This window comes from Arthrobacter sp. SLBN-53 (assembly GCF_006715585.1).
In the GTDB taxonomy this organism is placed as follows: domain Bacteria; phylum Actinomycetota; class Actinomycetes; order Mycobacteriales; family Mycobacteriaceae; genus Mycobacterium; species Mycobacterium neoaurum_A.
In genome coordinates this window covers 3053509-3078800 of sequence record NZ_VFNN01000001.1, presented here as the reverse complement: position 1 = coordinate 3078800, position 25292 = coordinate 3053509, and the positions used below count along the sequence as shown (strand labels likewise).

At 67.3% G+C, this 25292-nt stretch carries 23 protein-coding genes; 11 read left to right on the top strand and 12 right to left on the bottom strand.

Annotated elements, in window-relative coordinates:
- Positions 1–101 precede the first annotated feature (101 nt).
- The 3 genes from trmB to mmpL3 all read left to right on the top strand — a co-directional run bounded on the left by trmB (position 102) and on the right by mmpL3 (position 4525).
- Positions 102–860: a tRNA (guanosine(46)-N7)-methyltransferase TrmB gene (gene trmB / locus FBY28_RS14770; protein ID WP_174241633.1), complete on the top strand. Its 759-nt coding sequence runs from the start codon at positions 102–104 to the stop codon at positions 858–860.
- Between the two features lie 28 nt (positions 861–888).
- A complete protein-coding gene (locus tag FBY28_RS14765; protein WP_141867944.1) occupies positions 889–1590 on the top strand; it encodes an NYN domain-containing protein in 702 nt (233 codons plus the stop codon).
- 64 nt (positions 1591–1654) lie between these two features.
- Positions 1655–4525, top strand: a complete 2871-nt coding sequence (gene mmpL3, locus FBY28_RS14760) for a trehalose monomycolate exporter MmpL3 (protein WP_141867942.1) — start codon at positions 1655–1657, stop codon at positions 4523–4525.
- Here mmpL3 and FBY28_RS14755 read toward each other — a convergent pair.
- Positions 4485–5630, bottom strand: coding sequence for an AI-2E family transporter (locus FBY28_RS14755; RefSeq protein WP_141867940.1), 1146 nt, complete (start codon positions 5628–5630; stop codon positions 4485–4487). The genes mmpL3 and FBY28_RS14755 overlap by 41 nt on opposite strands.
- Before the next feature lie 72 nt (positions 5631–5702).
- On the opposite strand from FBY28_RS14755, the gene FBY28_RS14750 reads away from it, so the two are divergent.
- Genes FBY28_RS14750 through FBY28_RS14740 form a run of 3 tightly spaced genes read left to right on the top strand, consistent with a single transcriptional unit; the run spans position 5703 to position 8455 of the window.
- Positions 5703–6788 carry a lysylphosphatidylglycerol synthase transmembrane domain-containing protein gene (locus tag FBY28_RS14750; RefSeq protein WP_141867939.1) on the top strand — a complete coding sequence of 362 codons (1086 nt, stop codon included), beginning with the start codon at positions 5703–5705 and terminating at the stop codon, positions 6786–6788.
- Positions 6778–8076 (top strand): M23 family metallopeptidase, encoded by a 1299-nt coding sequence (locus FBY28_RS14745; RefSeq protein WP_216847704.1) that lies wholly within the window; start codon positions 6778–6780, stop codon positions 8074–8076. Before FBY28_RS14750 ends, FBY28_RS14745 begins: the two co-directional genes overlap by 11 nt.
- Positions 8069–8455, top strand: a complete 387-nt coding sequence (locus tag FBY28_RS14740) for a DUF3054 domain-containing protein (protein WP_141867937.1) — start codon at positions 8069–8071, stop codon at positions 8453–8455. The genes FBY28_RS14745 and FBY28_RS14740 overlap by 8 nt, the downstream gene beginning before the upstream one ends.
- Before the next feature lie 219 nt (positions 8456–8674).
- On the opposite strand, the gene FBY28_RS14735 is transcribed toward FBY28_RS14740, so the two are convergent.
- Positions 8675–8980, bottom strand: coding sequence for a hypothetical protein (locus tag FBY28_RS14735; RefSeq protein WP_141867935.1), 306 nt, complete (start codon positions 8978–8980; stop codon positions 8675–8677).
- 345 nt (positions 8981–9325) lie between these two features.
- Between FBY28_RS14735 and FBY28_RS14730 the strand changes: the two genes are divergently transcribed.
- The gene (locus tag FBY28_RS14730) at positions 9326–10657 is read left to right on the top strand and encodes an HNH endonuclease signature motif containing protein (protein ID WP_141867933.1); all 1332 of its coding nucleotides are present in this window, start codon (positions 9326–9328) and stop codon (positions 10655–10657) included.
- A 185-nt stretch (positions 10658–10842) separates the two neighbouring features.
- On the opposite strand, the gene FBY28_RS14725 is transcribed toward FBY28_RS14730, so the two are convergent.
- Positions 10843–11283 (bottom strand): carboxymuconolactone decarboxylase family protein, encoded by a 441-nt coding sequence (locus tag FBY28_RS14725; RefSeq protein WP_286178075.1) that lies wholly within the window; start codon positions 11281–11283, stop codon positions 10843–10845.
- A gap of 136 nt (positions 11284–11419) precedes the next feature.
- On the opposite strand from FBY28_RS14725, the gene FBY28_RS14720 reads away from it, so the two are divergent.
- Positions 11420–12184: a DUF1906 domain-containing protein gene (locus tag FBY28_RS14720; protein ID WP_141867929.1), complete on the top strand. Its 765-nt coding sequence runs from the start codon at positions 11420–11422 to the stop codon at positions 12182–12184.
- A gap of 5 nt (positions 12185–12189) precedes the next feature.
- Here the strand turns inward: FBY28_RS14720 and FBY28_RS14715 are convergent, their stop codons facing one another.
- Entirely contained in the window at positions 12190–13038 is an 849-nt protein-coding gene (locus tag FBY28_RS14715) for an HpcH/HpaI aldolase/citrate lyase family protein (protein ID WP_141867927.1), read from the bottom strand.
- Between the two features lie 179 nt (positions 13039–13217).
- On the opposite strand from FBY28_RS14715, the gene FBY28_RS14710 reads away from it, so the two are divergent.
- The 3 genes from FBY28_RS14710 (at position 13218) to FBY28_RS14700 (ending at position 17519) form a co-directional block, all read left to right on the top strand.
- Positions 13218–13886: an NADPH-dependent F420 reductase gene (locus FBY28_RS14710; protein WP_141867925.1), complete on the top strand. Its 669-nt coding sequence runs from the start codon at positions 13218–13220 to the stop codon at positions 13884–13886.
- Between the two features lie 118 nt (positions 13887–14004).
- Positions 14005–16263 carry a CocE/NonD family hydrolase gene (locus FBY28_RS14705; RefSeq protein ID WP_216847703.1) on the top strand — a complete coding sequence of 753 codons (2259 nt, stop codon included), beginning with the start codon at positions 14005–14007 and terminating at the stop codon, positions 16261–16263.
- A 77-nt stretch (positions 16264–16340) separates the two neighbouring features.
- Positions 16341–17519, top strand: coding sequence for a lycopene cyclase family protein (locus FBY28_RS14700; RefSeq protein WP_174241632.1), 1179 nt, complete (start codon positions 16341–16343; stop codon positions 17517–17519).
- Here the strand turns inward: FBY28_RS14700 and FBY28_RS14695 are convergent.
- From FBY28_RS14695 to FBY28_RS14660, 8 genes are all read right to left on the bottom strand, one after another.
- On the bottom strand, positions 17500–18624 hold the full coding sequence (locus tag FBY28_RS14695; RefSeq protein ID WP_216847702.1) for a coiled-coil domain-containing protein: 1125 nt from the start codon (positions 18622–18624) through the stop codon (positions 17500–17502). The two genes, FBY28_RS14700 and FBY28_RS14695, sit on opposite strands and share 20 nt — an antisense overlap.
- A gap of 95 nt (positions 18625–18719) precedes the next feature.
- Positions 18720–19838 carry a cellulase family glycosylhydrolase gene (locus FBY28_RS14690; protein WP_141867923.1) on the bottom strand — a complete coding sequence of 373 codons (1119 nt, stop codon included), beginning with the start codon at positions 19836–19838 and terminating at the stop codon, positions 18720–18722.
- 74 nt (positions 19839–19912) lie between these two features.
- Positions 19913–20929 (bottom strand): LacI family DNA-binding transcriptional regulator, encoded by a 1017-nt coding sequence (locus tag FBY28_RS14685; protein ID WP_141867921.1) that lies wholly within the window; start codon positions 20927–20929, stop codon positions 19913–19915.
- Positions 20926–21576 carry a nucleoside/nucleotide kinase family protein gene (locus FBY28_RS14680; protein ID WP_141867919.1) on the bottom strand — a complete coding sequence of 217 codons (651 nt, stop codon included), beginning with the start codon at positions 21574–21576 and terminating at the stop codon, positions 20926–20928. Before FBY28_RS14680 ends, FBY28_RS14685 begins: the two co-directional genes overlap by 4 nt.
- Complete coding sequence (locus FBY28_RS14675; protein WP_141867917.1) at positions 21573–22490, bottom strand: PfkB family carbohydrate kinase; 918 nt, start codon at positions 22488–22490, stop codon at positions 21573–21575. The genes FBY28_RS14680 and FBY28_RS14675 overlap by 4 nt, the downstream gene beginning before the upstream one ends.
- Positions 22468–23250, bottom strand: coding sequence for an ATP-binding cassette domain-containing protein (locus FBY28_RS14670; RefSeq protein ID WP_141867915.1), 783 nt, complete (start codon positions 23248–23250; stop codon positions 22468–22470). The genes FBY28_RS14675 and FBY28_RS14670 overlap by 23 nt, the downstream gene beginning before the upstream one ends.
- Entirely contained in the window at positions 23247–24203 is a 957-nt protein-coding gene (locus FBY28_RS14665; protein ID WP_216847701.1) for an ABC transporter permease, read from the bottom strand. Before FBY28_RS14665 ends, FBY28_RS14670 begins: the two co-directional genes overlap by 4 nt.
- A 47-nt stretch (positions 24204–24250) precedes the next feature.
- On the bottom strand, positions 24251–25243 hold the full coding sequence (locus FBY28_RS14660; RefSeq protein ID WP_141867911.1) for a substrate-binding domain-containing protein: 993 nt from the start codon (positions 25241–25243) through the stop codon (positions 24251–24253).
- Positions 25244–25292 lie beyond the last annotated feature (49 nt).

Here is a 25292-nt window from a genome sequence, read left to right as displayed (position 1 = left end):
CACCCCGGGACGCGCTGATTTGGGCCTTGATGTGGGTCACAACGCTGCCCAGGCAACTGTTGGGTATCAATATGTGCCGCGATGCGGGTACCCCGGCTCCGATGAGCGACGATGGACCGATGTATGCCCAGGGGGAGGAGCCCGGGGGAGCCGATCCCGCGCCGGGTGCTCCCGCCCATCATCAACGCCGGGTGACGAGCTTCCGCACCCGTCGATCCCAGCTGACCGGGGGTCAGCAGCAGACCTGGGAGCGCCGCTGGCCCGAGTTGGGCTCCGAGGCGCTGGATGCCGACGGACGGCCGGTATCCCTCGACCTCGAGCAATGGTTCGGCAGGCGGGCACCGCTGATCGTGGAGATCGGCTGCGGCACCGGTACCTCGACCGCCGCGATGGCCCAGGCCGAACCCGAGCGCGATGTCATCGCCGTCGAGGTCTACAAGCGTGGACTGGCGCAACTGCTGTCGGCCATCGATCGCGAGGGCATCACCAACATCCGGTTGATCCGCGGTGACGGGGTGGATGTGCTGGAACACCTCGTGGGCGCCGGATCGCTGACCGGTGTCCGGGTGTTCTTCCCCGATCCGTGGCCCAAGGCCCGCCACCACAAGCGACGGCTCATCCAGCCCGCCTCGGTGGCCCTGATCGCCGACCGCCTTCGCCCCGGCGGGCTGCTCCATGTGGCGACCGACCACCAGGGTTATGCCGAGCACATCGCCGAGGTGGGAGATGCCGAACCCGCGCTGCGTCGCGTCGGCATGGACGACGAGCTGCCGATATCGGTGGCGCGGCCGGAGACCAAATACGAGCGCAAGGCGCTGGCCGGACCGATCGTGACGGAGCTGCTGTGGGAACGGCGATGAGCGCTTGCACGAAGACCAGGAGGCCAAGGTGAGTATCGACACCGAGCCAGATCTTCCCGAGACCCCCGACGCCCCGGCCGAGCCGGCGTCCACCGTCCAGCGCGTACTGCTGGTGTGGGATGCGCCCAACCTCGACATGGGACTGGGCTCCATCCTCGGCGGCCGTCCCACCGCCGCGCACCGGCCCCGCTTCGACGCGCTGGGCAGGTGGCTGCTGAGCCGGACCGCGGAGCTGTCCGGACGCAGGCAGGCAGATGGTGGCGCGGTGCCGACCCTGGAGCCCGAGGCGACCGTCTTCACCAACATCGCCCCGGGCAGCGCCGATGTCGTGCGGCCCTGGGTGGAGGCCCTGCGCAATGTCGGCTTCGCGGTGTTCGCCAAGCCGAAGGTGGACGAGGACAGTGATGTCGACAGCGACATGCTGGAGCACATTGCGCTGCGTCGCGGCGAGGGACTGGCCGGCGTGGTGGTCGCTTCGGCCGACGGTCAGGCGTTCCGCGCACCGCTGGAGGACATTGCTCACGACGGCGTTCCCGTGCAGGTGCTCGGATTTCGCGAACATGCCAGTTGGGCGTTAGCGTCGGATACCTTGGAGTTCGTCGACCTGGAGGACATCCCTGGTGTCTTCCGGGAACCGCTACCGCGAATCGGCCTTGATTCGCTGCCCGAGCAGGGCGCGTGGTTGCAGCCGTTCCGGCCGTTGTCAGCGCTGCTGACCTCGCGCGTTTGAACAATTGAAGCGACAATTCGCGCGCAACGAGAAACAGACCTGAAGAAGATTTTAAGGAGCTGACGTGTTCGCCTGGTGGGGTCGAACGGTGTACCAGTACCGATACATAGTCATCGGTGTCATGGTCGCACTGTGCCTTGGTGGCGGGCTGTTCGGAGCAAGTCTCGGACAGCACGTCACCCAGAGCGGTTTCTACGCTGATACCAGCGAGTCGGTGCAGGCTTCGCTGATCGGCGACGAGGTGTACGGCCGTGACCGCACCAGCCACGTCGTCGCAATCCTCACGCCCCCGGATGACAAGAAGGTCACCGACAAGGCGTGGCAGCGCGAGGTCACCGGCGAACTGGACAAGGTGGTCGAGGACCACCCGGACCAGATCGTCGGCTGGGTTGGCTGGTTGAAGGCACCCGATACCGATAACCCGACGGTCAGCCAGATGAAGACCGACGATCTGCGGCAGACCTTCATCAGCGTGCCGCTCAAGGGCGACGACGACGACACCATCCTGAAGAACTATCAGGCCGTCGAATCCGATCTGAAGCAGGTCAACGGTGGGGACATCAAGCTCGCCGGGCTCAACCCGCTGGCCAGCGAACTCACCGGCACCATCGGCACCGACCAGAAACGCGCCGAGATCGCGATCGTGCCGCTGGTCGCGGTCGTGCTGTTCTTCGTGTTCGGCGGCGCCGTTGCCGCCGCCCTGCCCGCCATCGTCGGCGGTCTGACCATTGCCGGAGCACTCGGCATCCTGCGTTTCATGGCCGAGTTCGGTCCGGTGCACTTCTTCGCCCAGCCCGTGGTGACGATGATGGGCTTCGGTATCGCCATCGACTACGGCCTGTTCATCGTGAGCCGGTTCCGCGAGGAACTCGCCGAGGGGTATGACGTACCGGCAGCGGTACGCCGCTCGGTGATGACCTCGGGCCGCACTGTCGCGTTCTCCGCGGTGATCATCGTGGCATCGTCACTTCCGCTGCTGCTGATACCGCTCGGGTTCCTCAAATCGATCACGTACGCGATCATCACGTCGGTGCTGCTGGCGGCGTTCCTGTCGATCACGGTATTGCCCGCGGTGCTGGGCATCCTCGGCGCGAACGTCGATGCACTCGGCGTCCGCACCCTGCTGCGCGTGCCCTTCCTGGCCAACTGGCCGTTCTCCCGCAAGATCATCGACTGGTTCATCGAGAAGACCCAGAAGACGATGACGCGCGAGGAGGTCGAGAAGGGCTTCTGGGGCAAGCTGGTCAACGTCGTGATGAAGCGGCCGATCGCGTTCGCTGCCCCGATCCTCGTCGTGATGACGCTGCTGGTCATCCCGATCGGGCAGATGGCGCTCGGCGGCCTGAGTGAGAAGTATCTGCCGCCGGACAATCCCGTGCGCATGGCGCAGCAGCAGTTCGACCGCGAGTTCTCCGGGTTCCGCACCGAACCGTTGACCCTGGTCATCCGCAGCGACAACGGCGAACCGTTGACCGATCAGCAGGTGGCGGCCGTTCGCGCCGACGCCCAGACGATCCCCGGTTTTGCCGGCGCCGACAAACCGTCGGAGATGTGGCAGGAGCGGCCGGCACAGGAGAGCGGGTCCAAGGATCCATCTGTGCGAGTGATCCAGAACGGGCTGGTCGACAACAGCACCGCGCCCAAGAAGATCGAGGAGCTGCGCGCGCTCACGCCGCCCCGTGGAACGACGATCCTGGTCGGTGGCACCCAGGCGCTGGCTCAGGACAGCATCCTGACGCTGTTCGACAAGTTGCCCCTGATGGTCGTGATCCTTGTCATCACCACCACGATCCTGATGTTCCTGGCGTTCGGATCGCTGGTGCTGCCGATCAAGGCGGCGTTGATGTCCGCCCTCACATTGGGCTCCACGATGGGCATCTTGACCTGGATGTTCGTCGAGGGCGGACACGGTTCCGGGTTGTTCAACTACACCCCGCAGCCGTTGTTCGCACCGATGATCGGCCTGATCATCGCCGTGATCTGGGGCCTGTCGACCGACTACGAGGTGTTCCTGGTCTCCCGCATGGTCGAGGCGCGTGAACGCGGTCTGTCGACGGCCGAGGCCATCCGCATCGGAACGGCCACCACGGGTCGACTGATCACCGGTGCCGCTCTGGTGCTGGCCGTCGTGGTCGCGGCGTTCGCCTTCTCCGATCTCGTCGTGATGAAGTACCTGGCCTTCGGTCTGCTGATCGCGCTGCTGCTCGACGCCACCGTGATCCGCATGTTCCTGGTCCCGGCGATCATGAAACTGCTCGGCGATGATTGCTGGTGGGCGCCACAGTGGATGAAGCGCGTTCAGGAGAAGATCGGTCTGGGCGAGACCGAATTGCCCGATGAGCGCAAGCGTCCCGGGTTCCGCGAACCCGATGAGGAGCCGGCCGACGAGGCAGCGCTGGTGGGTGCCGGTGCACCCGCGCGCCCGCAGCACGACCCGGGGCATCCCATCGCTCCGCCGCCCCGCGGGCTTCCGCCCGTGCGTCCCACGGGTCCGTCCGCGGTCGGGACGAGCCGGATTCCCACTCCCCCGGCGGCACCTGAGCCTCCGACGACGCGTTTCGCCGCGCAACCGGACTCGGCCGCCACGTCGGCGATCAACGCGGTCAACACACCGACCGAACGCCGGCCGCGCACCGACCAGAATCCCGCACGGGAAAAGCGCGAGATCGAGTCGTGGCTGGGCGAGTTGCGCGGGAGCGCCGCACCCACCACGGCGATCCCGAGCGCAGGCCCGGGCGCCCAGCAGCCGGCCGCACCCGCCGGTGGCGACAGCGATCAGACGACTGCCATTCCCGCCCAACGGGATTCGGGCGATCCGGAGCCGACGGAGAAGCTCGACACCCGCGCCGCGCGGGAGACGACCGACGATGCCCCCACCCGGCGTGGTGGCGGCGTCAGTGCGGCCGATCTGCTTCGCCGGGAGGGCCGCCTGTAGGGGCTTCGGGCTCCAGCTCGGCCACCACCTGCTCCTGCTCGGCCTCGGGATCGTCGGCCAGCAGGACCCGGATGGCGCTGTTGAGCACCGCCAGGATCGGGACCGCCAACAGCGCCCCGAGGATGCCGGCCAGTACGCCGCCGGTGGCGATGGCGAGTACCACGGCGAGGGGGTGGACCGACACCGCGCGGCCCATCACCAACGGCTGGAGCACATGTGATTCGAGCTGTTGCACCGCGAGGATCAGCCCGAAGGTGATCAGCGCGTACACCCAGCCCTTGGCGATCAGCGCGACGATCACCGCGACGCCGCCGGTGAGCACCGCGCCGATCAGCGGGACGAATGCGCCGAGGAAGACCAGGGATGCCAGCGGCAGGGCGAGCGGGATGCCCATGATGGCCAGTCCGGTACCGATACCGACGGCGTCGACGAGTGCCACCAGGCAGGTCGCCCGCACGTAACCGGTGAGCGATCCAAATCCTGCGCGGCCCGCCTCGCGGACCCGCTCCCGCACCGTCGTCGGGAAGATCTTTGTGACGTAGGTGAAGATCTCCCGACCACCCAGCAGCAGGAAGATCAGGGTGAACAGCACCAGTAGAGCGCCGGTCAGGATCTCTGTGACGGTGGCCGCCGTCGACAACGCACCGCTGGTGACCCGGGCCTGATTCTCCTGCAGGGTGCTTATCACCGCGTCGCCCGCATGGTCGATCTGATCTCGGCTCAGGTGCAACGGCCCGTCGATCAGCCAACCCCGCACACCGTCCACGCTGGCAGATACTTGATCCACCAATGCCGGTGCGCCGCTGATGAATTGGCTGACGACGAAGCTGAGCAACCCGCCGACGATCGAGATGGAGCTCAGCAGCACCACCGCCACCGCCCAGCCCCGCGGAGCGCGACGACGATGCATGAAGTCGACGAACGGCGTCAGCAATGCCGCGAACATCGTCGCCAAGGCCACCGGCACGACGATCAGCATCATGTGGCCGATCACCCACAGCAGCGCCACCACGGCCGATCCGATCACCAGCAGGCGCCACGACCAGGCCGCGGCCTTGCGGACCAACGGATGTACCGACTGATCGGCGACCGGATCTATTGCCATGGGCTTACCGTACGCGCGACTCGCCGGGTTATCGCAGGTCATGCGCCACATGGCCCGGTTACCCTTGATCACGTGTCGCACGAAGCGCCGATGAGCGACGCCCATGGCCGCGACGCCAGTACCCGCGGCAAATACTGGTGGGTCCGCTGGGTGGTCATCGTGGTCGCGGTGGCGGTGCTGACGGTCGAGTTGACGCTGGTCTGGGACCAGCTGGCCAAGGCCTGGCGGAGCCTGCTCTCGGCGAATTGGTGGTGGGTGCTCGCGGCCGTCGTCGCGGCGATGGCGTCGATGCACAGCTTCGCCCAGATTCAGCGGACCCTGCTGCGCTCGGCCGGCGTGCAGGTCCGCCAGTGGCGCTCGGAAGCGGCGTTCTATGCGGGTAACGCGCTGTCCACGACGCTGCCCGGCGGCCCGGTGCTCTCGGCGACATTCGTCTACCGCCAGCAGCGGTTGTGGGGTGCGTCCCCGGTGGTGGCGTCCTGGCAGCTGGTCATGTCGGGAGTTCTGCAGGCCGTCGGTCTCGCGTTGCTCGGTCTTGGTGGAGCATTCCTGTTGGGCGCCAGCCGAAATCCGCTGTCGTTGATCTTCACCTTGGGCGGGTTCTTCCTACTGCTGGTACTGGCCCAGTCGGTGGCGGCCAATCCGCAGCAGATCGACGGCATCGGCGTGCGGCTGCTGACCTGGCTCAATGCGCTGCGCAACAAGCCTGCCGACACGTGGCTGGACAAGTGGCGCGAACTGCTGTGCCAGCTGGAATCGGTGCGGTTGAGCCGACGGGCGCTGGGCAATGCGTTCAGTTGGTCGCTGTTCAACTGGATCGCCGATGTCGCCTGCCTCGCTTTCGCCGCGTACGCCGCCGGCGGGCATCCCTCGCTGGCGGCGCTGACGGTGGCCTACGCGGCCGCCCGCGCGGTGGGATCCATCCCGCTGATGCCCGGTGGGCTACTGGTGGTCGAGGCCGTACTGGTGCCGGGGCTGGTGTCCAGCGGCATGTCCTTGGCCTCGGCGATCTCAGCGATGCTGATCTATCGGTTGGTCAGTTGGATCTTCATCTCCGCCATCGGCTGGGTGGTGTTCTTGTTCTTGTTCCGCACCGAGATGGACGTCGACCCGGACGCACCGGCAGAGCCCGAAGACAAGGAGCGCCGTGATACCTAGAAGCGCCTGCACCGCCGTACTTTTCGCCGCGGCATTGGCGGTGTCGGCATGTTCGCCGACCACCGAGCAACCCGCCACGAGTACGGAGGGTTCGCCGACCGTCTCCCCCACCGCTCCGGGCAACGGCACCCCGACGACATCGTCCATCCCCACTCCCGCGGCCGACGCCGATGCCCCCGTGGCCACCCCTGTGCTGGCCCGGGTCGTCGCCGCACCCGTCCCGGTGCGGGCCACCGATGGTCGGACGCATCTCGCCTACGAGTTGCTGTTGACCAACGCGATGGATCAAGGCATCACCGTCGATTCCCTGCAGGTCCGCGCCGGCGACGCCGGTGAGCCGCTGCTGACCCTCAGCGGCACCGATCTGGCCGAACGCACCCGGATTCTGGGCACCACTGCACCGACAGGCCGCCTCGGACCGGCACAGTCGGCGTTGGTGTGGCTCGATGTCAGTACCGACAAGGACGCTGCACCAACCGAACTCGACCATAAGGTCCAGGTCACTCTCACCAAACCGATGCCGCCGCTGTTGCCGCCGCAGCTGACCGAGACCGTCGCCCCGGCCACCGTCCAGTCCCGTACACCGGTGGTCATCGCGCCACCACTGCGCGGCCCGCAGTGGTGGGATGCCAACGGGTGCTGCGGGATGACGCCGCACCGAATGGCGATCAATCCGATCGACGGTGCACTCTGGGGTGCCGAGCGGTATGCCATCGATTATGTGCAACTGCTGCCCGATGGTCGTTTGTTCGCCGGTGACGTCGCGGAGACCGCGTCCTACGCCTACTTCGGTGCCGACGTGCACGCAGTGGCCGATGGCCCGGTGGTTGCGGTGCTGGACGGACTACCCGAGCAGGTACCAGGGAAGAGTCCGACCGGGCTGCGCCTGGACCAGTACGGCGGAAACCACGTGGTGCAGGACATCGGCGGCGGGAACTATGCGTTCTACGCTCACTTGAAGACCGGATCGGTGGCAGTGAAACCCGGTGACCGACTGAGTGCCGGCCAGGTGCTGGGCTCACTCGGAAACAGTGGCAACACCGATGCTCCGCACCTACATTTCCACGTCATGGACTCCCCGGATCCGTTGAAAGCCGACGGCCTGCCGTTCGTCTTCGACAGCTTCCGACTCACCGGACGCACCGACGACCGTCTCGGTCCCGATGGCGATGCCATCGACACTGCACAGGCGGGTAAGCCGGCACCCATGGTCCCAGACTTCACGGCCCGAGACGAAACCCAAGTCACGCCACTGGTTTCCGATGTGATGGACTATCCCGGTGAGTGAGCGAACCGGAGCCCGGCCGACCAGACCAGCCATCGCGTTACTCGCCGATGTGGTATGCGTGCTGGTGTTCTGCACCATCGGGCGGCGCAGTCACGCCGAGGGCCTGACCCTCATCGGTATCGCCGAGACCGCATGGCCCTTCATCACGGGAACGGTGGCCGGCTGGCTCGCGGCCCGCGCCTACCCCGGCGCCTTCAGGCCCTCGGCGATATACCCCACCGGTCTCATTGTCTGGGCCTGCACCGTGATCATCGGGATGCTGTTACGCAAGGCAACGTCGGCGGGCACCGCGCCGAGCTTCATCGTGGTCGCCACACTGACAACTGCGGCGCTGATCATCGGCTGGCGCGCCATCGCCACCGCTATTGCACGCCGCTAGAACGCACAGCGATGATCGCGCTATCCTGCTGCACACCACCATCATCCGCGGCGCGTGCTTCACTGTGTAGTTGTCAAGGTACGTCTGAGCTGACTCGCCCCACATGTTCGAAACTGTGGCACCACCCAGGTCGATCTCATTGCGCGGCATACGAATGGCGCTGAGCCGCACTCACCCTGGCCGCCTCGGCGCTGGACCGACCGCTGTCGGCCCAGCCACTTACGGATCGCGCGCACTGAACAGCCGGTCACCGCCGACGACATCGAACCGCATCCTGCGCCAATCGACGATCACCGATGCAAGAGCACCGACCCGAGTAATCCGATCGATACCGCGAGCGTAGAACCGCGGACCAGAACCCGTTGTCTCCACCAGCTTTTCAGCGCCATGCGTGCCCGCGGTCAACCGCGCCAAAACGCCGCTCTGCACATCTGCCGAACACCTGAAATTGATGACATCCATCCTGTTACCCAACCTCTCGAACAAGGCCAGCACACGTAGCCCAAAGGGCAACAAGACCCACACACCGCCTCCAGGGCGAGCAGAGTCACTCCCGACGGCACGAGAACCATCGAGACGGGCCCACCGGATCAACATCGTGAGCCATCAGTAGTCGAACTTGCGTTCGACCGTACGCCCGATATTCGACTCGCGCAAGCCTTCGCAAACCTCTTGCGCAAGTTCTTCGTTCGGCGTACGCTCGAACACAAGTTCGAATGCGCCGCGGTTCCCGATCTTCGGATTTGGTGAGCCGCAGACCGCGACTCCGGTCGCCGCGGGGTTCGACGGTTCCTGTCCGGGGGATCGTGCGAGCTGTGCTTGTGGGGTGGTGCCCCTTGGTGGGTGCTGTGGGGGAAGTCGGTATCCGTTATGGACGCCAGCTGTCTTGATGCGTTTGTCGACGCGCTGATCGATGAGCTTGTTCCGGTGTCACCGGAGGGTGATGTCGGGCCGGTTTTGGGTCGGTTGGTGGGTTGTCCGCGGCCGGTGGTCGATGACGAGGCGTTGTTGGGTGTGTTGGCTGCGGCGGTGTCGGCGCGGAATCTGTTGGACTTTGTGATCGCTTCGGCGGTGGTGGCGGCCGAGCGGGCGGGTGTGCCGGGTCGGCGGCACCTGCGCACCGGGGCTGATCTGTTGAGGTTGTTGGGGATGTCCCCGGGTGCGGCGGCCCGGGCGGTGCGGGTGGGGCGGATGGCACCTGTGCTGCCCGCACTGACGACGGCGCAGCGGTTGGGTGGGATCGGTATCGAGTTCGCCGACGCCGTCGGCAAAGGTGTCGCGCACGTGGAGTCGCGGACGCCGTTGTCCGAGGACGATCGGGCGGCGGTGGTGACCAGACTGATGGTGCAGACCAGCCCGGCCGAGGTAGCCGCCAAGGCCCGGGCGACCGCCATCGACCGCGCTGCGCGTCTTGCACCTGGCGACCGGGTGGTGCCGGTGGCCGAGGACACCACCCTGAACCAGATGACGTTGGTGCAGAACGCTGAGGGCCGGTTCGAGGCCACCCTGGATCTGGACGTCGGTACTGGGGAAGAGCTGTGTGCGGCGTTGGATCCGTTGTGCCGACCGGTCCCGCTACCCGACGGATCCCCGGATCCGCGCCCGATCAACACTCGGCGGGCGGAGGCGTTGGGGCAGGTGCTGCGCACCTACCTGTCGCAGTCGAGGCGTCCGATGTCCGGTGGGGTGCTCCCGCACGTCACCCTGATCCGACCGGTAGCCCCGGGCGTGACGGCGGGCAACAGTGGGGAGGTGGTGGATCGGTTGGGGTTCGGCGGGCCGGTCTCCGCGGCGACCGCGGAGTTGATCGGCTGTGATGCGACGTTGACGTCGGTGATCGTCGACCACTCGGGGGTGCCGTTGGATGTCGGGCGCGCGGAAAGGCTGTTCACCCCGGCGATCCGTAAAGCGCTGGCCGTCCGCGACGGTGGGTGCGCCCATCCCGGGTGTGGGCGCCCGGTGTCGTGGTGCGATGCCCACCACATCCAACCCTGGAGTGCCGGGGGTGAAACGAGTTTAGGCAACGGGGTGCTGCTGTGCCGGTTGCACCACAGCTTGATCCATCACGGTGGCTGGCAGGTCTACCTCGGTAGGGACCGCCACCCCTGGTTCATCCCACCCCACACACCCGGTGAACGCGAGCCGGCACCTCTGCGCTCCCACACCCGCCGCACCATGACCGACCTACCCACCGCCGCATAACCCCAAGGCACCCCAAAGAACCAGCGCACCTTGACAACTGAACAGAGAAACCAGGTCCGAGGAACGAGCGGTCCAGCTGCAACAGGCCCTTCCCAAACCGCTTTGAGCCCTCCGCGCCTACGTCGTACGCCGATCACACGGCACGGCACGGCACGGCACGGCACGCCGCACCTGAGCCTCGGCGCTCAGGGACCAACCGGACAATGGCTGGTGATCGCGATGCGGTTCCACCCGTTCATGACCACCACCAGCCAGGTGACCGCGGCGATCTGCTGCGCGGTCAGGGCCGCCTCGATGTCGACCGAATCGGGCGCTCCGGTGTGCTCGTCACCGATCCGCGTGACACGCTCTGCAAGCGTCAAGGCCGCCTGCTCCTGTTCGGTGAAGTACTGCGACTCCCACCACGCGGGCAAGACGGCGAGCCGATCGGTACTCTCGCCGGCAGCCAGCGCGTCGCGCGTATGCATCCGCAGACAGAAGGCACAGCCGTTGATTTGCGATACCCGTATCTTGACGAGCTCGGCCAGCTGAACGGGAAGTCCTGCCTGCTCGATGGCGTCCTTGACCTGAGTGTCCAACGCCGCGAAGGTCTTGTACGGTTCGGCGAACTGCTTGCTGATGTTCACGTGCGGGAGCATTGTGTCCTCTTTCCGGTCGTCCGTGATCGTCCCCCAGTAGACGAAATGACCAGGCGGTATGTGACAGCGTGAATCGTCGGCGAGGCTGCCCGATCATCAGCAGTCACTTTGTTAACATCGCGCCGTGCAATTCTCGCGGCGGGACGCGCTGCGCTACGCCGCGGCGACAACGGCCCTGGCCGGGCTCGGTGCCGCAACCACTGGGACACCCACGGCAGCCGCCGCAGCGCCCACCCTCATCGACTTCGCCATGCGTCAGATCCCGGCTGCTGACATCCGCGCGGCGGGTCATGCCGGCGTCATCAACTACGTGTCGACCTCGCGGCCCGGTTCCTCGTTCGGGGCCAAGCCGATCACGCTGCCCTATGCCCAGTCGCTCACCGCGGCCGGCCTGGTCATCGTCAGCAACTTCCAGTACGGGAAGCCCGGCGGCACCGCTCCATCGGATTTCACGCGTGGGTTTGCCGGCGGGGTCGCCGACGCGCGGACCGCGTGGCAGCTTCATACCGCCGCCGGCGGGGGTCAGACCGCACCGGTGTACTTCAGCGTCGACGACGACATCGATCGCGAAACCTGGGACACGGTGGCACTGCAATGGTTCCGGGGAATCAACTCCGTCATCGGGCCCATGCGCACCGGCATCTACGCCGGTATCCGGCCGTGCGAGTGGGCCATCACCAGCGGTGTGGTCGGACGCTCGAGCACACCCGGCAAGGCCTGGGTATGGCAGACCCGGTCATGGTCGGGCGGTCAGATCCACCCCGCCGCCGTCCTGTACCAGCGGATCATCGACACGGCATCCAATCCCGGACCGGTGGTCGGCGGCATCCGCGTCGACGTCAACGATGTGCTGGCATCAGACGTCGGGCAGTGGAATCTGCACCCCTGAAGGACTCAGACCAAGCCGAGCTTGCCGGCAAGATCCAACACCGCTTCGGCTCGCGCACGAGTGGGGCCGACGCTGCCGTCATACGGCCCGGTAGGTGAATCCAACCGTGCCAGTGTCCGCCGCGCCTCATCGATGTCCAGCGTCGACGGGCTGAGCAGACCATTGATCGTCTCGGCGTGCCCGGGATCCAGGCACAACCGTGCGGTCATGCCCGCAGCCTTGGCCACCTCGGTCTCGCGGGCCAGGTGACGGGACTCGTTGCGCAGGGTCGGGCCGTCGATCGGTGCGGGCAACCGCGCGGCGCGACTGGCGATCACCAACCGGGCCCGCGGGTAGGCCAACACCGACGGATCAGCACTCATACCGGTGTCCCGACGGAAGTCGCCGAGCCCGAACGCCATTCGATAGCACCCCGGTGTCCGCGCGATCTCGGATGACGCCTCGATGCCGAGCGCCGATTCGACCAGAGCCACCACCGGGGTACCGGCGGGAAGCCGCGCAGCGGTGGCGGCGATATCGTCTCCGGATTCCACCTTGGCCAGCATCACACCGCGAAGCCCCGGAGCGTTGGCCACCGCGTCCAGATCGGTCTCCCACGCGGATGTCGACACGCTGTTGATCCGGACCCATGCCTTCCCGACGTTCAGCCATTCGGCGACCGCGGCCCGTCCGGCCGCCTTCTGCTGATCCGGTAGTCCGTCTTCGATGTCGAGCACCACGACATCGGACCGCCCGGCGACCGCAGCGTCGAAGGCCGCGCCGCCGTCGGGCAGTCCTGGCTGCAGCAGCCAGGTCCGGGCCAGCGACCAATGCGGCTTCCGGTGTCGTTCGGTTGTCTGCGCTGAAGCGGTCACGCATTGACCTTCCGCTCGGGGTGTACTTCCATCGTCTCGCCCCCAAACCGTATCGCCCACATTAAGCACATAATGTTCACTCCCGATTGCCCGGGCTGCCATCCTCCGATGAGCAGCAGGAACAAGCCCGAGGCGCGGGCTGTTGACCGCCAAGAGATCCACCGACACTTGGAGGTCACATGCACATCGGCATCATCGGAGCAGGACACATCGGCGGCACACTGACCCGCCGGCTGCGAGAACTCGGGCACGAGGTGCACGTTTCCAACTCGCGTGCGCCAGAGACACTCGCCGAGCTGGCCGCCGAGACCGGTGCCACCGCGGTATGGGCACGCGACGCCGCCACCGATGCGGATCTGGTCATCCTGAGCATTCCGCAGAAGAACGTTCCCGATCTGGCCGACGGCATCGTCGACGCCCGTAAACCCGGCGCCCCGGTGATCGAGACCAACAACTATTACCCGCAGCAGCGCGACGGGGAGATAGCCGAAATCGAGGATGGCCAGGTCGAGAGCGCCTGGGTCGCCGAGCAGATCGGGGCACCTGTGTACAAGGTGTTCAACGGCATCTTCTGGAAGCACCTGCTGGAACGGGGAACCCCGAGCGGAACGGCCAACCGCATCGCCCTGCCGGTCGCCGGCGATGATGGCGCTGGCCGCGAGCTGGTGCACAGGATCGTCGACGAACTCGGATTCGACCCGGTCGACGCGGGCCCGATATCGGACTCGTGGCGTCAGCAGCCAGGCACACCGGTATACGGCAAGGACTTCGACGTCGCCGCCACCCGCACGGCGCTCGCGGAGGCCACACCGGAGCGGACCGCCGAATGGAGCGCCCGCACGACGTAGCCGGTTGCTCGCGGGGATGCGCGCATTGCGTTTGCTGGCCTTGTCCGGCCGCTGACCGCATGGTCTGATGGACACGACGCCGTCAGCAAACTCCCCCGAATGACTGGAGCGCCGTGTCATGACCAATGTCGGCGCGGCAGCGCATATCGGAAGAATCGGCGGCTTGGCCGCGGCACTCGGAATCGGAGCGGCGATAATCTGCGGCGCCGGAGCTGCCGCGGCCGCACCGACCGAATCGCCCAACAGTTCCGCCGACGCCGCAACGCCCAGCGATCCGGCCCCCACGTCAGCAAAGGACGCCTCCTCCCCCGACGAGCAGGCGAACCCCACCGTGACGAGCACGGAGCCGTTTGCGCCGAGAAAGATGCGTTCGGCGAGGTCGAACACGCCCAGCGAGGAAGAAACAGCAGCAGCACGAGAACCAAAAGAGCGTGCCGACCCGACCGAACTGGTCACGCCGGAACCCGAGGACCGGGACGAACGCGAACCCGACCCCGTGATCTCGACACCGACACCGGCCATCGACATCACCCCGGCGGTGACCGGTGAGCGCACCGCACCCGAGAACGATGCCGCGGACGAGGACGAGCCGACGACGCCCGTGGACACCCCGTTGTCGTGGACGGTGGCGGCCGCGGCCAGCAGAAACACCCTCGCGCCCACACCCCCGCCCACGACAGCGACACTGGCCGCACCGCTGATCGACCCGGTCACGCACGCACCGGTGATCGCGACGCCGCGAACCCCGTTACTCGAACCGCTGCAGTATCTACCGATCATCGGCCCGCTGTTCGTCACCCCGATCGTCGCGTTCGTCAACCAGATACCGGTGATCAGCGACCTGTTGCACCCGATCCTCGGCTATCCCCTGCAGTGGGGCTCGCCACCGGGTACGCCGCGGCCGCGCGATGTCATGATCACCTCGTTCGACGGCACGCAGATCTATGTCCACTTCATGCCCGCGGCCGGTCTGCAGAGTGGTGAGCGGGCCGCGACGATCCTGCAGGGTCCCGGTCTACTGCTGCCGGGGGCCACCAATCTCACGCCGACCCTGCTCGACGGCATCATCGCCGACACTTCTGGCCTGGTGTACACCGGCACACTGCGCACCGCCGGCTACAACGTCGTCACCTGGGATCCACGCGGTGAGCACAACTCCGGCGGGCGGCTCGAACAGGATTCACCGGACTTCGACGCCAAGGACGTCTCGGCGATCATCAGCTGGATTGCCACCCAGCCGGAGGCCCGGCTCGATCCGGGCGTGCTCGATCCGCGCGTCGGGATGACCGGCGCATCCTATGGCGGCGGCATCCAATTGGTCAGCGCCGCAACCGATCCCCGAATCGACGCCATCGTGCCGGCGATCGCCTGGAACACCCTGAACACCGCGCAGTACAAGAACGACGCGTTCAAGAGCAGCTGGGCGACCATCCTGACCGCCGGGATCACCCTCTTCACCCGGCCGAATCCGGCGATCCTGCCCGCCACGATCTACGGGGTCCTGACCGGCCGCCAGACCGCCGCCGAGCAGGAACGCCTGGCGCAACTCGGCCCGGGCGGCCCTCGAGATCTCGTCGGCAAGATCACCGCGCCGACACTGCTGATCCAGGGCACCGTCGACACGCTGTTCTCATTGCAGGAAGCCGACACCACGGCGGCGACCCTCATCGCCAATGGTGTTCCCACCAAGGTGATCTGGTTCTGCGGGGGCCACGGACTCTGCGGCAACCTGTTCGACCCCACCGACGGTGTCCTCATCCAGCGGGCCACGCTCGCGTGGCTGGACCGCTATGTCAACGGCAACACCGCAACGGCGACCGGCCCGCAGTTCGAATTCGTCGACCAGCGTTGGCAGTTCTACGCATCGGACCGCTACCCGATCACCGCCGACAGCCCGGTCGTGGCCAGCGGCTCGGGCGGCCAGTTGCCGCTGGTCCCCTTCTTCGGCGGCTCGGGACCACTGTTGGGGGTGCTGCCCTTCGCCGCGTCGAAGGCCTACAACGCGCTGAATCTCACCACCGCGCCGGCCGAGACGACCACCCATGTGGTGGGCGCACCACAGCTGACGGTGAACTACAGCGGGACCGGTGGCGCCCGGCACGTCTACGCCCAACTCGTCGACGACTCCACCGGCCAGGTGCTGGGCAACCAGATCACGCCGATTCCGGTGACCCTGGACGGACAGCCGCGCGAGATCACCATCGCGCTGGAACCGGTCGCCCACACCCTTCGGCCGGGCCAGACGGTGACACTGCAGCTGGTCGCGTCGTCGACGACCTACGCCACCCTCACCTCCTTCGGTTCACTGCAGGTGACCGGCATGCGGCTGAGCCTGCCGACCGTGGACCCGACGACCATCACCCCGATCGCCATCTGACAGCCGAGCCGCGATGCGTAGTGTTCGACTATGACCAGCGGCCGCGCACCCGAATCGATCCCAGCGAACTGATGCGGATGGACGTTCTGATCGTGGGCGCCGGTCCCGCGGGGGTCGCTCTCGCGGGTGCGTGTGCCCGCCTTGGCCTCGACACCGGCCTGCTGGACCCGGCGCCGGACCGGCCATGGAGCGCCACCTACGGGATGTGGAGCCGGGAACTACCCGTCGACCTGCCCGCATCCGTGGTCGCGGCTCGGGCCGCAGGCCGGGCGGTCGGCCGTGCCGAACACCGGTTGGGCTGGGAGTATGCGGTACTGGATGTGCCTGCGCTGCAGGCACATCTGACCGATCGGCTCGGTGCGGTGCGGTTGTACCGGGGGCGAGCGACCGGCAGCCCCACCCCCGGAGTGGTCGACCTGGCCGATGGCTCCCAGTTGCATGCCGCGGTGGTCATCGATGCCGGCGGCCGGCGGCGTCCACTCGACCCGGCCACGCCACCGGCGGCGGTGGCCGCCGCCCAGACCGCGTACGGGGTGGTCGTCGACATGGATGCGGCGACGACGCTGGCGGCCCCCGGTGAGGCGTTGTTCATGGACTGGCGCGCCGACCACGGTGAGAGCGGCTGGCCCACGTTTCTCTACGCGGTGCCACTGGGTGCCGGGCGGATCCTGCTGGAGGAGACCTCCCTGGCGCGGCGGCCCGGTCTGCCCATGACAACGCTGCGCCGCCGGTTGCATGCCCGGCTGGCCCGGCACGGCATCGTGGTGCCCGACGATGCGCCGACGGAGAAGGTGTCCTTCCCGCTCGATCAACCGCGGCACCGCACCGCGGGTGTTCTCGGGTTCGGGGCGGCGGCGCCGTTGGTCCACCCGGCGACGGGTTTCAGCGTGGCATCCGCGTTGCGGCTCGCCCCACGCGTGGCGGATGCGTTGGCGACGAACCTCCCGCTGGGTCAGGCGGCCGCGTTGGCGGCGGCCCGTGGGATCGTCTGGCCGCGGTCGGCGCGGGCCATCCACCGTTTCCGGCGGATCGGTCTGGAGGCGCTCCTACGCATGCCCGCCGACGAGGTGCCCGATTTCTTCGACACCTTCTTCTCGCTGCCCCCGGCACACCGCTGGACATATCTGACGTCTCGCGATGACGTAATGGGTACCGCCGTGGCGATGGGCCACCTGTTCCGGATCGCGAATCCGCGATTACGCGGTCACCTGGTCGGTTCGGCGGTCCGGCGACCGGTCAGCGCCGTGTCACCGTGAGGTGCACGTGGTCGAAGTGGCCGTATCCGGATGCCTGCGGACCCGCGGGCGTGTAGTACGTACCTCGCCAGATCACATCCTGGAGCCCGAACCGCCCGGCGTTGGCCAGGGCATAGGCCATGATCTGGTCCCCGAGCGCGATGCCCTCGGGGCTGCCGGCGTTGGGGATCATGATGTCGATGGCAAGCCCGCTGGGATGCCAGGGCTTGGAGTCCGGGCGCACCCCACCGATCTCGGATATCTGCGGGAACTGCTGGCTGACGGACCGCGCGGCCAGGATCGCATTCGGCTGCAGACCCGCCTCGTTGGCCACGCCGACCGGTAGTGCGGCGGCCTCCGGGATGTCGACGCGCGCGGCGGCCAGCGAGGGCTGGCCGGGCATCGCCACGATCGCCGGGTCGTCAGGCGCCGGAGCGGCCGGCGGTGCGGCCGGTGGCGCGCTGTCGACGATCGCCTGCTGCTGTGGCGTCAACGCCGCGTACTGGGCTTCGGCGGCGGCGAGCTGACGCAGCAGATCGCTCAGTGCGGTCTGCAGGTCGGCCCGAACCGCGGCGGACTGCTCGGCGGCCACCCGGGCCGCGGCGGCGGACGTTTCCGAAGTCCGAGCCGCAACGGCGGCCTGTTCCCGGACCGCCCGCAGATCCGCCATCCGGTCCGCCGAATGGGTGGCGACAGCCTGCTGCAGGGACATGTTGTCGATCAGCTGCTGGGGCGATGATGCGGTCATCAGCCACTGGAGCTGGCCGGTGCGCCCACTGGTGTAGGTCATCACCGCCACCCGGTCGGCGGCAGCCTGCACGGGTGCCAGCCGGGCCTGGGCGGCGGCGAGAATCTCGGCGTCGGCGCGCTGCCGGGCGTCCGCGGCAACCTGCTCGGCAAGCTTGGTGTCGGCATCGCGCTGGGCGACGGTCACGGCTTCGCGGGTCTTGAGGGCCTGGCTGGAGAGTTCTTCGAGCTTGGCCAGCGCGTCGGCGGCGGGATCGGCGTTCACCACACCGACCGAGCTCACCGAAAGGGCCGAGACGCCCGTGACCAGTGCCGCGGCCACCGACATGGACACGGTTCGCCACAGTTTTCTACGCACCAGGGTGATACGGATTGTCACGGTCCTTCGATTGCGCGGACCGAATCCTGGCCCAGCTTGCACGTCCTCCGACAGGCTACGAACTGCCGTTGCCGATGTCCACCCGACCGCCGGGCTCAGGTCTTGGCGGCCAGCTGCTGGATGGTCTCGATCTCGCTGGTACGGAAGGCGCGACCGTCGGGGTGGACCAGGTCATGCATCCATTTCTCGGGCACCTTGTCGTAGGGCTTGTCCCACGAATCCCACGGGTAGTAGGTCTGCGTGCGGCCGGCGACCAGCCCCCAGTTGTAGGCGCCGACGCCACGCCGCTTGGCGATCGGCAGGATGCCTTCGACGGTGCTGCCGTCCTCGCGGGCCAGGTACTCGGTGCACAGGATCGGCCGGCCCAGCGGTTCGAGCTCATCGATCTTTTCCTCGAAGGTCGACGGCTCTGCGTAGCTGTGGAAGGAGATGATGTCGGAGTTGTCCAGCTGGGTGGCCACGATGCCGGACGGCGTGCGCCACGACCCGCGCCACACCCCGCTGGTCAGAGGTTGGCTCGGGTTCACCGCCCGCGCCCATCCGAACACCTGCGGGAGCAACTCGCCGACCACTTTCAGCTTGTCGCTGCGTTCGACCGCCTTGTACTGGCTTGCCGGGCTGTCCGGTTCGTTCCACAGATCCCAGCCCAGCACCCGGTTGTCGGCACCGAACGCGCCGATGACACCGGTGACGTAGTCGCGCAGCACAGGCCGGTACCGCGGGTTGTCGATCAAGTCGGCGCCGGGGCCCTGCACCCACCGGGAGTTGTGCACACCGGGCCTCGGTGCGGGCTGCGGGCCGAGCTTGGGGTGCGGATCCCAGCAGGAGTCGAACAACACGAACAGGGGCTTGATGCCCTGCCCGGCGGCGATGTCGACGAACTGGGAGATCCGGCGCAGAAATCCGGCGCGGTCCTGGGCCCACAGCTGGTCGTGCAGGAACACCCGGACGGTGTTGAACCCGATGGTGCGGGCAACCTGCAGTTCACCGCTGATGCGGCGCGGGTCGTAGGTGCCGGCCTGCCACATCTCGATCTGGTTGGTCGCCGTGGCGGGGACGTAGTTCGCGCCCACCAGCCACCCCTGCTGGCGGTACCAGGCATTCGCGCGCTCGGCGGTCCACCGGGTGTTCTCGGCCGCCACGACGGGTGCCCGACCGATCAGCGCGCCCGCGGCCGCCACCGCGGACAATTGCAGCAGGGTTCGGCGGTGCACCTGAAGAATCTAGGGCGCCGCGGCCGAGCGCGGCCAGCGCAGAACCACACTGCAACCTCGACGGTGGCAAACCGTTATCCACTCACCGGAGCGGAGGTGCAACCGCACGAATTGCGGTGGTGAAACGTCGTCGGCACCCGGATGTGTCGTGGGGGTTCCTCCGAGCCGCGGATACGGGCCAGCAGTAGTTCGACCGCCGTCACACCGATCGTCTCGACGTCCTGGGCGGCGGCGGTCAGCCGCGGTTCGAACAGGTCTGACCACTCGAAATCGTCGTAACAGACGAAGGCCACGTCCTGCGGTATGGACAATCCGAGCCCGCGGATCGCCTTCAAGGTGCCGATGGTCATCGCATTGTTGAGCGATACCAGCGCAGTCGGCCGGTCTGCGCGCGACATCAGCGCCCGGACTTCCCGTTCGGCGACGTCGGTACTGGATTCCCCGTCGACCACCAGCGTGGGGTCGACGGCGATACCGCGGCCCGCCAGTGCCGCACGGTGCCCGTCGAATCGTTCGATGGTCGACGAGATTCCGGCCAGCCCGCGCACGACCGCGATCCGGCGATGGCCGAGATCGAGCAGATGGTCGGTCAATCCCTTCGCCGAGCCGAAGTTCTCCGGGACGATGCGGTCGAACCCGACATCTTCGCCGCGGTCGATGAGCACCATCGGGGTCCGGGAGCGAGTGATCTCGGGCAGAGTGGTCCGCTCCGAACCCGCCGCGGGAGCGACGATCATCCCGTCGACCTGGCGGTCCAGCAGCGAACCCGTGACGCGCTGCTCGGAGGACACGTCATCGTGGGAATCACCGACGATCAACACATAGCCGGCGTCGGAGAGGGCGCGCTCCACGGCATGGACGAGGCTGCCGAAATACGGGTTGGTCAGTGCCGAGATCGACAGCCCGACGGTGTGCGTGCGGCCGGCTGCCAACGATCGCGCCACGCCGTTGCGGCGGTAGCCGACCTCCTCGATGGCGGCCTCCACCCGCAGTCGGGTGGCGGCGTTGACATTGCGCGTGCCGTTGAGCACGTGCGACACCGTGGAGGCCGATACACCGGCCAGCCGGGCGACATCGCCCATCGTGGTCATCGGACCCGCACGATACGGTCGGCCCTACCGGCGGTCGATTCGATGAGCCGGGCATTGCGCTCGTCGGAGCCCAGCGCCCAGAACTCGGCTTCCTGCAGCGATTTCCCATACACCTGGTGTCGTCGTACCAGCCGTTCGTGGCGGATATCGTTGTCGGGGGCCAGGAACCACACCTGGTCGATGTGAGATCGCGCGACCGGCCAGGTATCGCATTCCAGCAGTAGGTAATTGCCCTCGGTCACGACCAGGGGGACGGTCGGCGCCACCGGGATGGACGAACCTATCGACTCCTCGATCTCCCGCCGGAACCGTGGCGCGTAGACCACGGGGTCATCGACACGTTGGGTTCGCAGTGCGGCCATGAGCCGCGAGTAACCACCATCGTCGAAGGTGTCGTGGGCGCCCTTGCGATCCAGTCGCCCCAGCTCGATGAGGACCTCGTTGGCCAGATGGAAACCGTCCATGGGCACCAGCACCGCAACCTCGGGACCGAGCGCGGTGACGAGCTGTTCGGCGAGCGTGGACTTTCCGGCACCGGGAGCGCCGGTCACGCCGAGGATGCGTCGTTCGCCGGCGACGACGAGCGCCGCGGCCGCATCGACCAACTGATCCAGCGTCGCGTCCTGGACGTCCTGCTCGGGGTTCACCGCTCCTGCTTCCGGATGAGATCTTCTGGCAATCGGTCCAACCACGTCCGTGGCCCGACTATCGAACACCGTAGTGCCGCCACGCGCGCCGCGTTGCCGAGGCGTTGTTCGAGGTCACCGGACCCGGCACGGTAGTAGGAGTACGCACCGTGGAAGGCGTCGCCGGCGCCGAGGGTGTCGACGGCGGTGACCGCGGGAACCGCCACCGAGCCGGACCGCCCCGCCGACCACCACCGGATCGGGTCACCGCCGTGTGTGGTCACCACGGTGTGCACCCCGTGGTCGCGCAGCGCCGTCGCGGTGGATTCCGAAGTCTCGGTGTCTGGCACGCGGAAGTCGTTGGAGCACACCATGTCGGTGACGTGCGGGATGAGATCGGCCATCACCGGCTTCCACCTGCCGGCGTCGGCGACGAGCGCTCTCCCGTGTGCCGTTGCGCGCGCGGCGGCGGCCACCGCAAGGCGTGGGTGATGCCCGTCGACCAGGACGACGTCGGCGTCGGCGATCAGATCGCCGAGACCGTCGGGTGCCCGAACATCGGAACGCACGGCATCGAGGGAGACGACCGACCGCTCGCCGGTGGACTCCAGCACCGAAACCGCCGATATGGGTACCGGCCGGCGCTCGCCTTCGGCGCTGTCGACGATCCGGACATCGTGGGCCGTCAGATCGGCGCGCACCAGGTCGGCGACGGGATCGGCGCCCAACGCGGTCACCAGGACGGCACGCCCGCCGAGCGCGGCGAACGTGACGGCGGCATTGGCGGCCGGTCCACCCGCGGCGACGAACTGGTCACGCGCGGTTACCTTTTCGTTGACCGCGGGTGGTGCGACGATGCGATGGATCACATCCAATGTGGCCAGACCGACGAAGACCCCGATCGGGGCCCTCTCAGCGAGCGGCGCGTTCCTCATCGGTCGGCTCCTCCGCACCGGTCATCAGCGCGACCACCTCGGACATGGAGCGCTTCTTCGGATCGACCACTCCGGCACGCTTCCCGAGGCGGTGGATGTGGATCCGGTCGGCCACCTCGAACACGTGGGGCATGTCGTGGCTGATGAGCACGACCGGGATACCGCGGTCGCGGATCGACCGGATCAGATCGATCACCTGTCCGGATTCCCGGACACCGAGCGCGGCGGTCGGCTCGTCCATGATGATCACGCCGCGACCGAACGCCGCCGCGCGCGCCACCGCGACGCCTTGGCGCTGTCCACCGGAGAGCGTTTCGACCGCCTGGTTCACCGACTTGATCCCGATCTTCAGGTCCGCCAGATGTTGTGCGGCGTCGCGTCGCATCACGGGCATGTCGAGTCGGCGGAACACCCGGCCGGCAAGGCCTTTTCGACGCACCTCGCGACCCAGGTACAGGTTGGAGGCGATGTCGAGGGCCGAGACCACCGCTAGGTCCTGGTAGACGGTTTCGATGCCCGCCGCCCTGGCGTCCCTGGTGTTCTTGAACGACACGGGTGCGCCGTTCATCAGGATCTGGCCCGAATCCGGGATGACTGCGCCGGCAAGGGCTTTGATCAAGCTGGACTTGCCCGCCCCGTTGTCACCGATGACGGCCAGGACCTCGCCGGCGTGCAACGCGAAGTCGGCACCGTTGATCGCGGTCACGCTGCCGTACTTCTTGACGAGGCCGCGTGCCTCGAGCACGGGTGTGTCACTCATTGTGATCTCCTGCGCGCGAACTGATCCACCGCCACCGCGACGATCACCAGGATGCCGGTGGCGATGTTCTGATAGAGGTTGTCGACGCCGGCCTGGGTCAAGCCATTGCGCAGCACGCCGACGATCAGCGTGCCTACCAACGTCCCGCCCACACCGCCGCGCCCGCCGAACAGGCTGGTTCCCCCGATCACCACCGCGGTGATCGATTCCAGATTGGCGTTCTGATACGCGTTGGGATCGGCATTGGGGATCCGGCCGAGTGCGGCCCAGGCGGCGATGGCCGCGATCACACCGGTGGTGATGTAGACCGAGACCAGCACGCGCCCGGACTTGATCCCGGACATATCGGCGGCCTGACGGTTTCCCCCGACGGCGTAAACGTGTTTGCCCCAGGCGGTTTGACTCAGGGCATACCAGACCACCAGGTACACCAGCAGCATGGCCACCACGCCGTAGGTGGTCGAGAACGATCCCAGCCGGAACGAGGTACCCAGAAAGGTCAGCGGTCCCTGTTCGACGCGGTAGGTTTCCGACCCCGCCAGCAGCCGCGTCGCCGCCTGGATCGCGGTGAAGGTCCCCAGCGTCACGATGAACGGAGGCAGCCGCAGCATCGTGACCAGTCCGCCGTTGATCGCGCCGAACAGGACGCAGACCAGCAGCGTCGATCCCAGTGCCACGAAAGGCCCGTTGGCGCCGGCACTCTGGGCCAGCACGATGCTGCCGAAGACGGCGATCGCCCCGATGGACAGGTCGATTCCCGAGGTGAGGATGATCAGCGTCTGCCCGACCGCCAGGATGCCCACGACAACCGACTGCTGCAGGATCAGGGACACGTTCTGCGGATTGAGGAACGAGTCGGTGATCGAGCTGAAGATGACGATGGCCAGTACGAGCGCCACCAGGGGGCCGAGCAGGGGTTCACGCAGAATCTGATCGGAGCTCAACCGTCTCACAGGCGATGACGCGTTGGTTGCCGGAGCGTCGGTGCTCATGGGCTACGTCAGCCCCAGCAGTTCTGTTCGCCCCAGGCGGTGTCCTTGGAGTCGAGCCCGGGAACCGGCTTGTCGGTGATCAGCTCGGATCCGGTGTCGTTGAATCCGCTCGGCTTGGTGCCGTCCTTGGCGAACTTCACCACGGCCTGCACGCCTTGTTCTGCCATCTTGGCCGGGAACTGCATGACCGTCGCGCCGATCTTGCCGGATTTCACGTCGGCGACACCCGTGCAGCTGCCGTCGATCGAGCCGATGGTGATCTGATCGGCCCGACCGGCCGACTGGATGGCCTGGTAGGCGCCGGCGGCTGCAGGCTCGTTGATGGTGTAGAGCGCGTTGATACCGGGAGCGCGCTGCAGGATGTTCTCCATCGCGGTCTGTGCCTTGGTCTGATCACCGTTGGTGTTCTCCTGGCCGACGATCTCCGGGGATCCCTCGGTGATGCCGAAACCCTCCAGGAATCCGTCGTGCCGGAAAGTGTCGACCGTGCCACCGGGTGTGCCGTCGAGCATCACGACCTGGGGCGGTGCGTCACCGAGGGCGGCCCGCACCCATTTACCCTGGCTGACCCCGGCCGCGAGGTTGTCGGTGGCGAAGGTGGCGTCCACCGCGTCCGCGGGGTCGGTTGCCGTGTCCAGGGCGATGACGACGACACCGGCGTCACGCGCCTTCTTGATGGCGTCGAGGACGCCGGTGGACGAGTTGGGGGTGATCAGGATGCCCTTGACGCCCTGGCCGACCATGTTCTCGATGGCTGCGACCTGGCCTTCGTTATCGCCGTCGAAGGCACCGGCGAGCGCGACCAACTGGGCTCCGTCCTTCTCGGCCTGTGCCTGCGCCGCCTCGCGAAGCTTCACGAAGAACGGGTTGGAGTCGGTCTTGGTGATCAGGCCGACCTTGATGCTGTCCGAGTCCGATCCCCCGCAGGCCGTCATGCCGAGGACCAGCGATCCGGCCATCAGGATCATCCCGACGGCGTGTGTGCTGCGCTTACCGATCATGTGGACTCCTTTGTCCTGTGTGACGCAGGTCGCGTCAGGCGTGACTGGC

Bases quoted from the DNA above. Each gene is read 5' to 3' on its own strand.
- trmB (WP_174241633.1), top strand. From the start codon at position 102: ATGAGCGACGATGGACCGATGTATGCCCAGGGGGAGGAGCCCGGGGGA.
- FBY28_RS14755 (WP_141867940.1), bottom strand. From the start codon at position 5,630: ATGGCAATAGATCCGGTCGCCGATCAGTCGGTACATCCGTTGGTCCGC.
- FBY28_RS14730 (WP_141867933.1), top strand. From the start codon at position 9,326: ATGGACGCCAGCTGTCTTGATGCGTTTGTCGACGCGCTGATCGATGAG.
- FBY28_RS14710 (WP_141867925.1), top strand. From the start codon at position 13,218: ATGCACATCGGCATCATCGGAGCAGGACACATCGGCGGCACACTGACC.
- FBY28_RS14705 (WP_216847703.1), top strand. From the start codon at position 14,005: ATGACCAATGTCGGCGCGGCAGCGCATATCGGAAGAATCGGCGGCTTG.
- FBY28_RS14700 (WP_174241632.1), top strand. From the start codon at position 16,341: ATGGACGTTCTGATCGTGGGCGCCGGTCCCGCGGGGGTCGCTCTCGCG.
- FBY28_RS14685 (WP_141867921.1), bottom strand. From the start codon at position 20,929: ATGACCACGATGGGCGATGTCGCCCGGCTGGCCGGTGTATCGGCCTCC.
- FBY28_RS14675 (WP_141867917.1), bottom strand. From the start codon at position 22,490: ATGAGGAACGCGCCGCTCGCTGAGAGGGCCCCGATCGGGGTCTTCGTC.
- FBY28_RS14670 (WP_141867915.1), bottom strand. From the start codon at position 23,250: ATGAGTGACACACCCGTGCTCGAGGCACGCGGCCTCGTCAAGAAGTAC.
- FBY28_RS14660 (WP_141867911.1), bottom strand. From the start codon at position 25,243: ATGATCGGTAAGCGCAGCACACACGCCGTCGGGATGATCCTGATGGCC.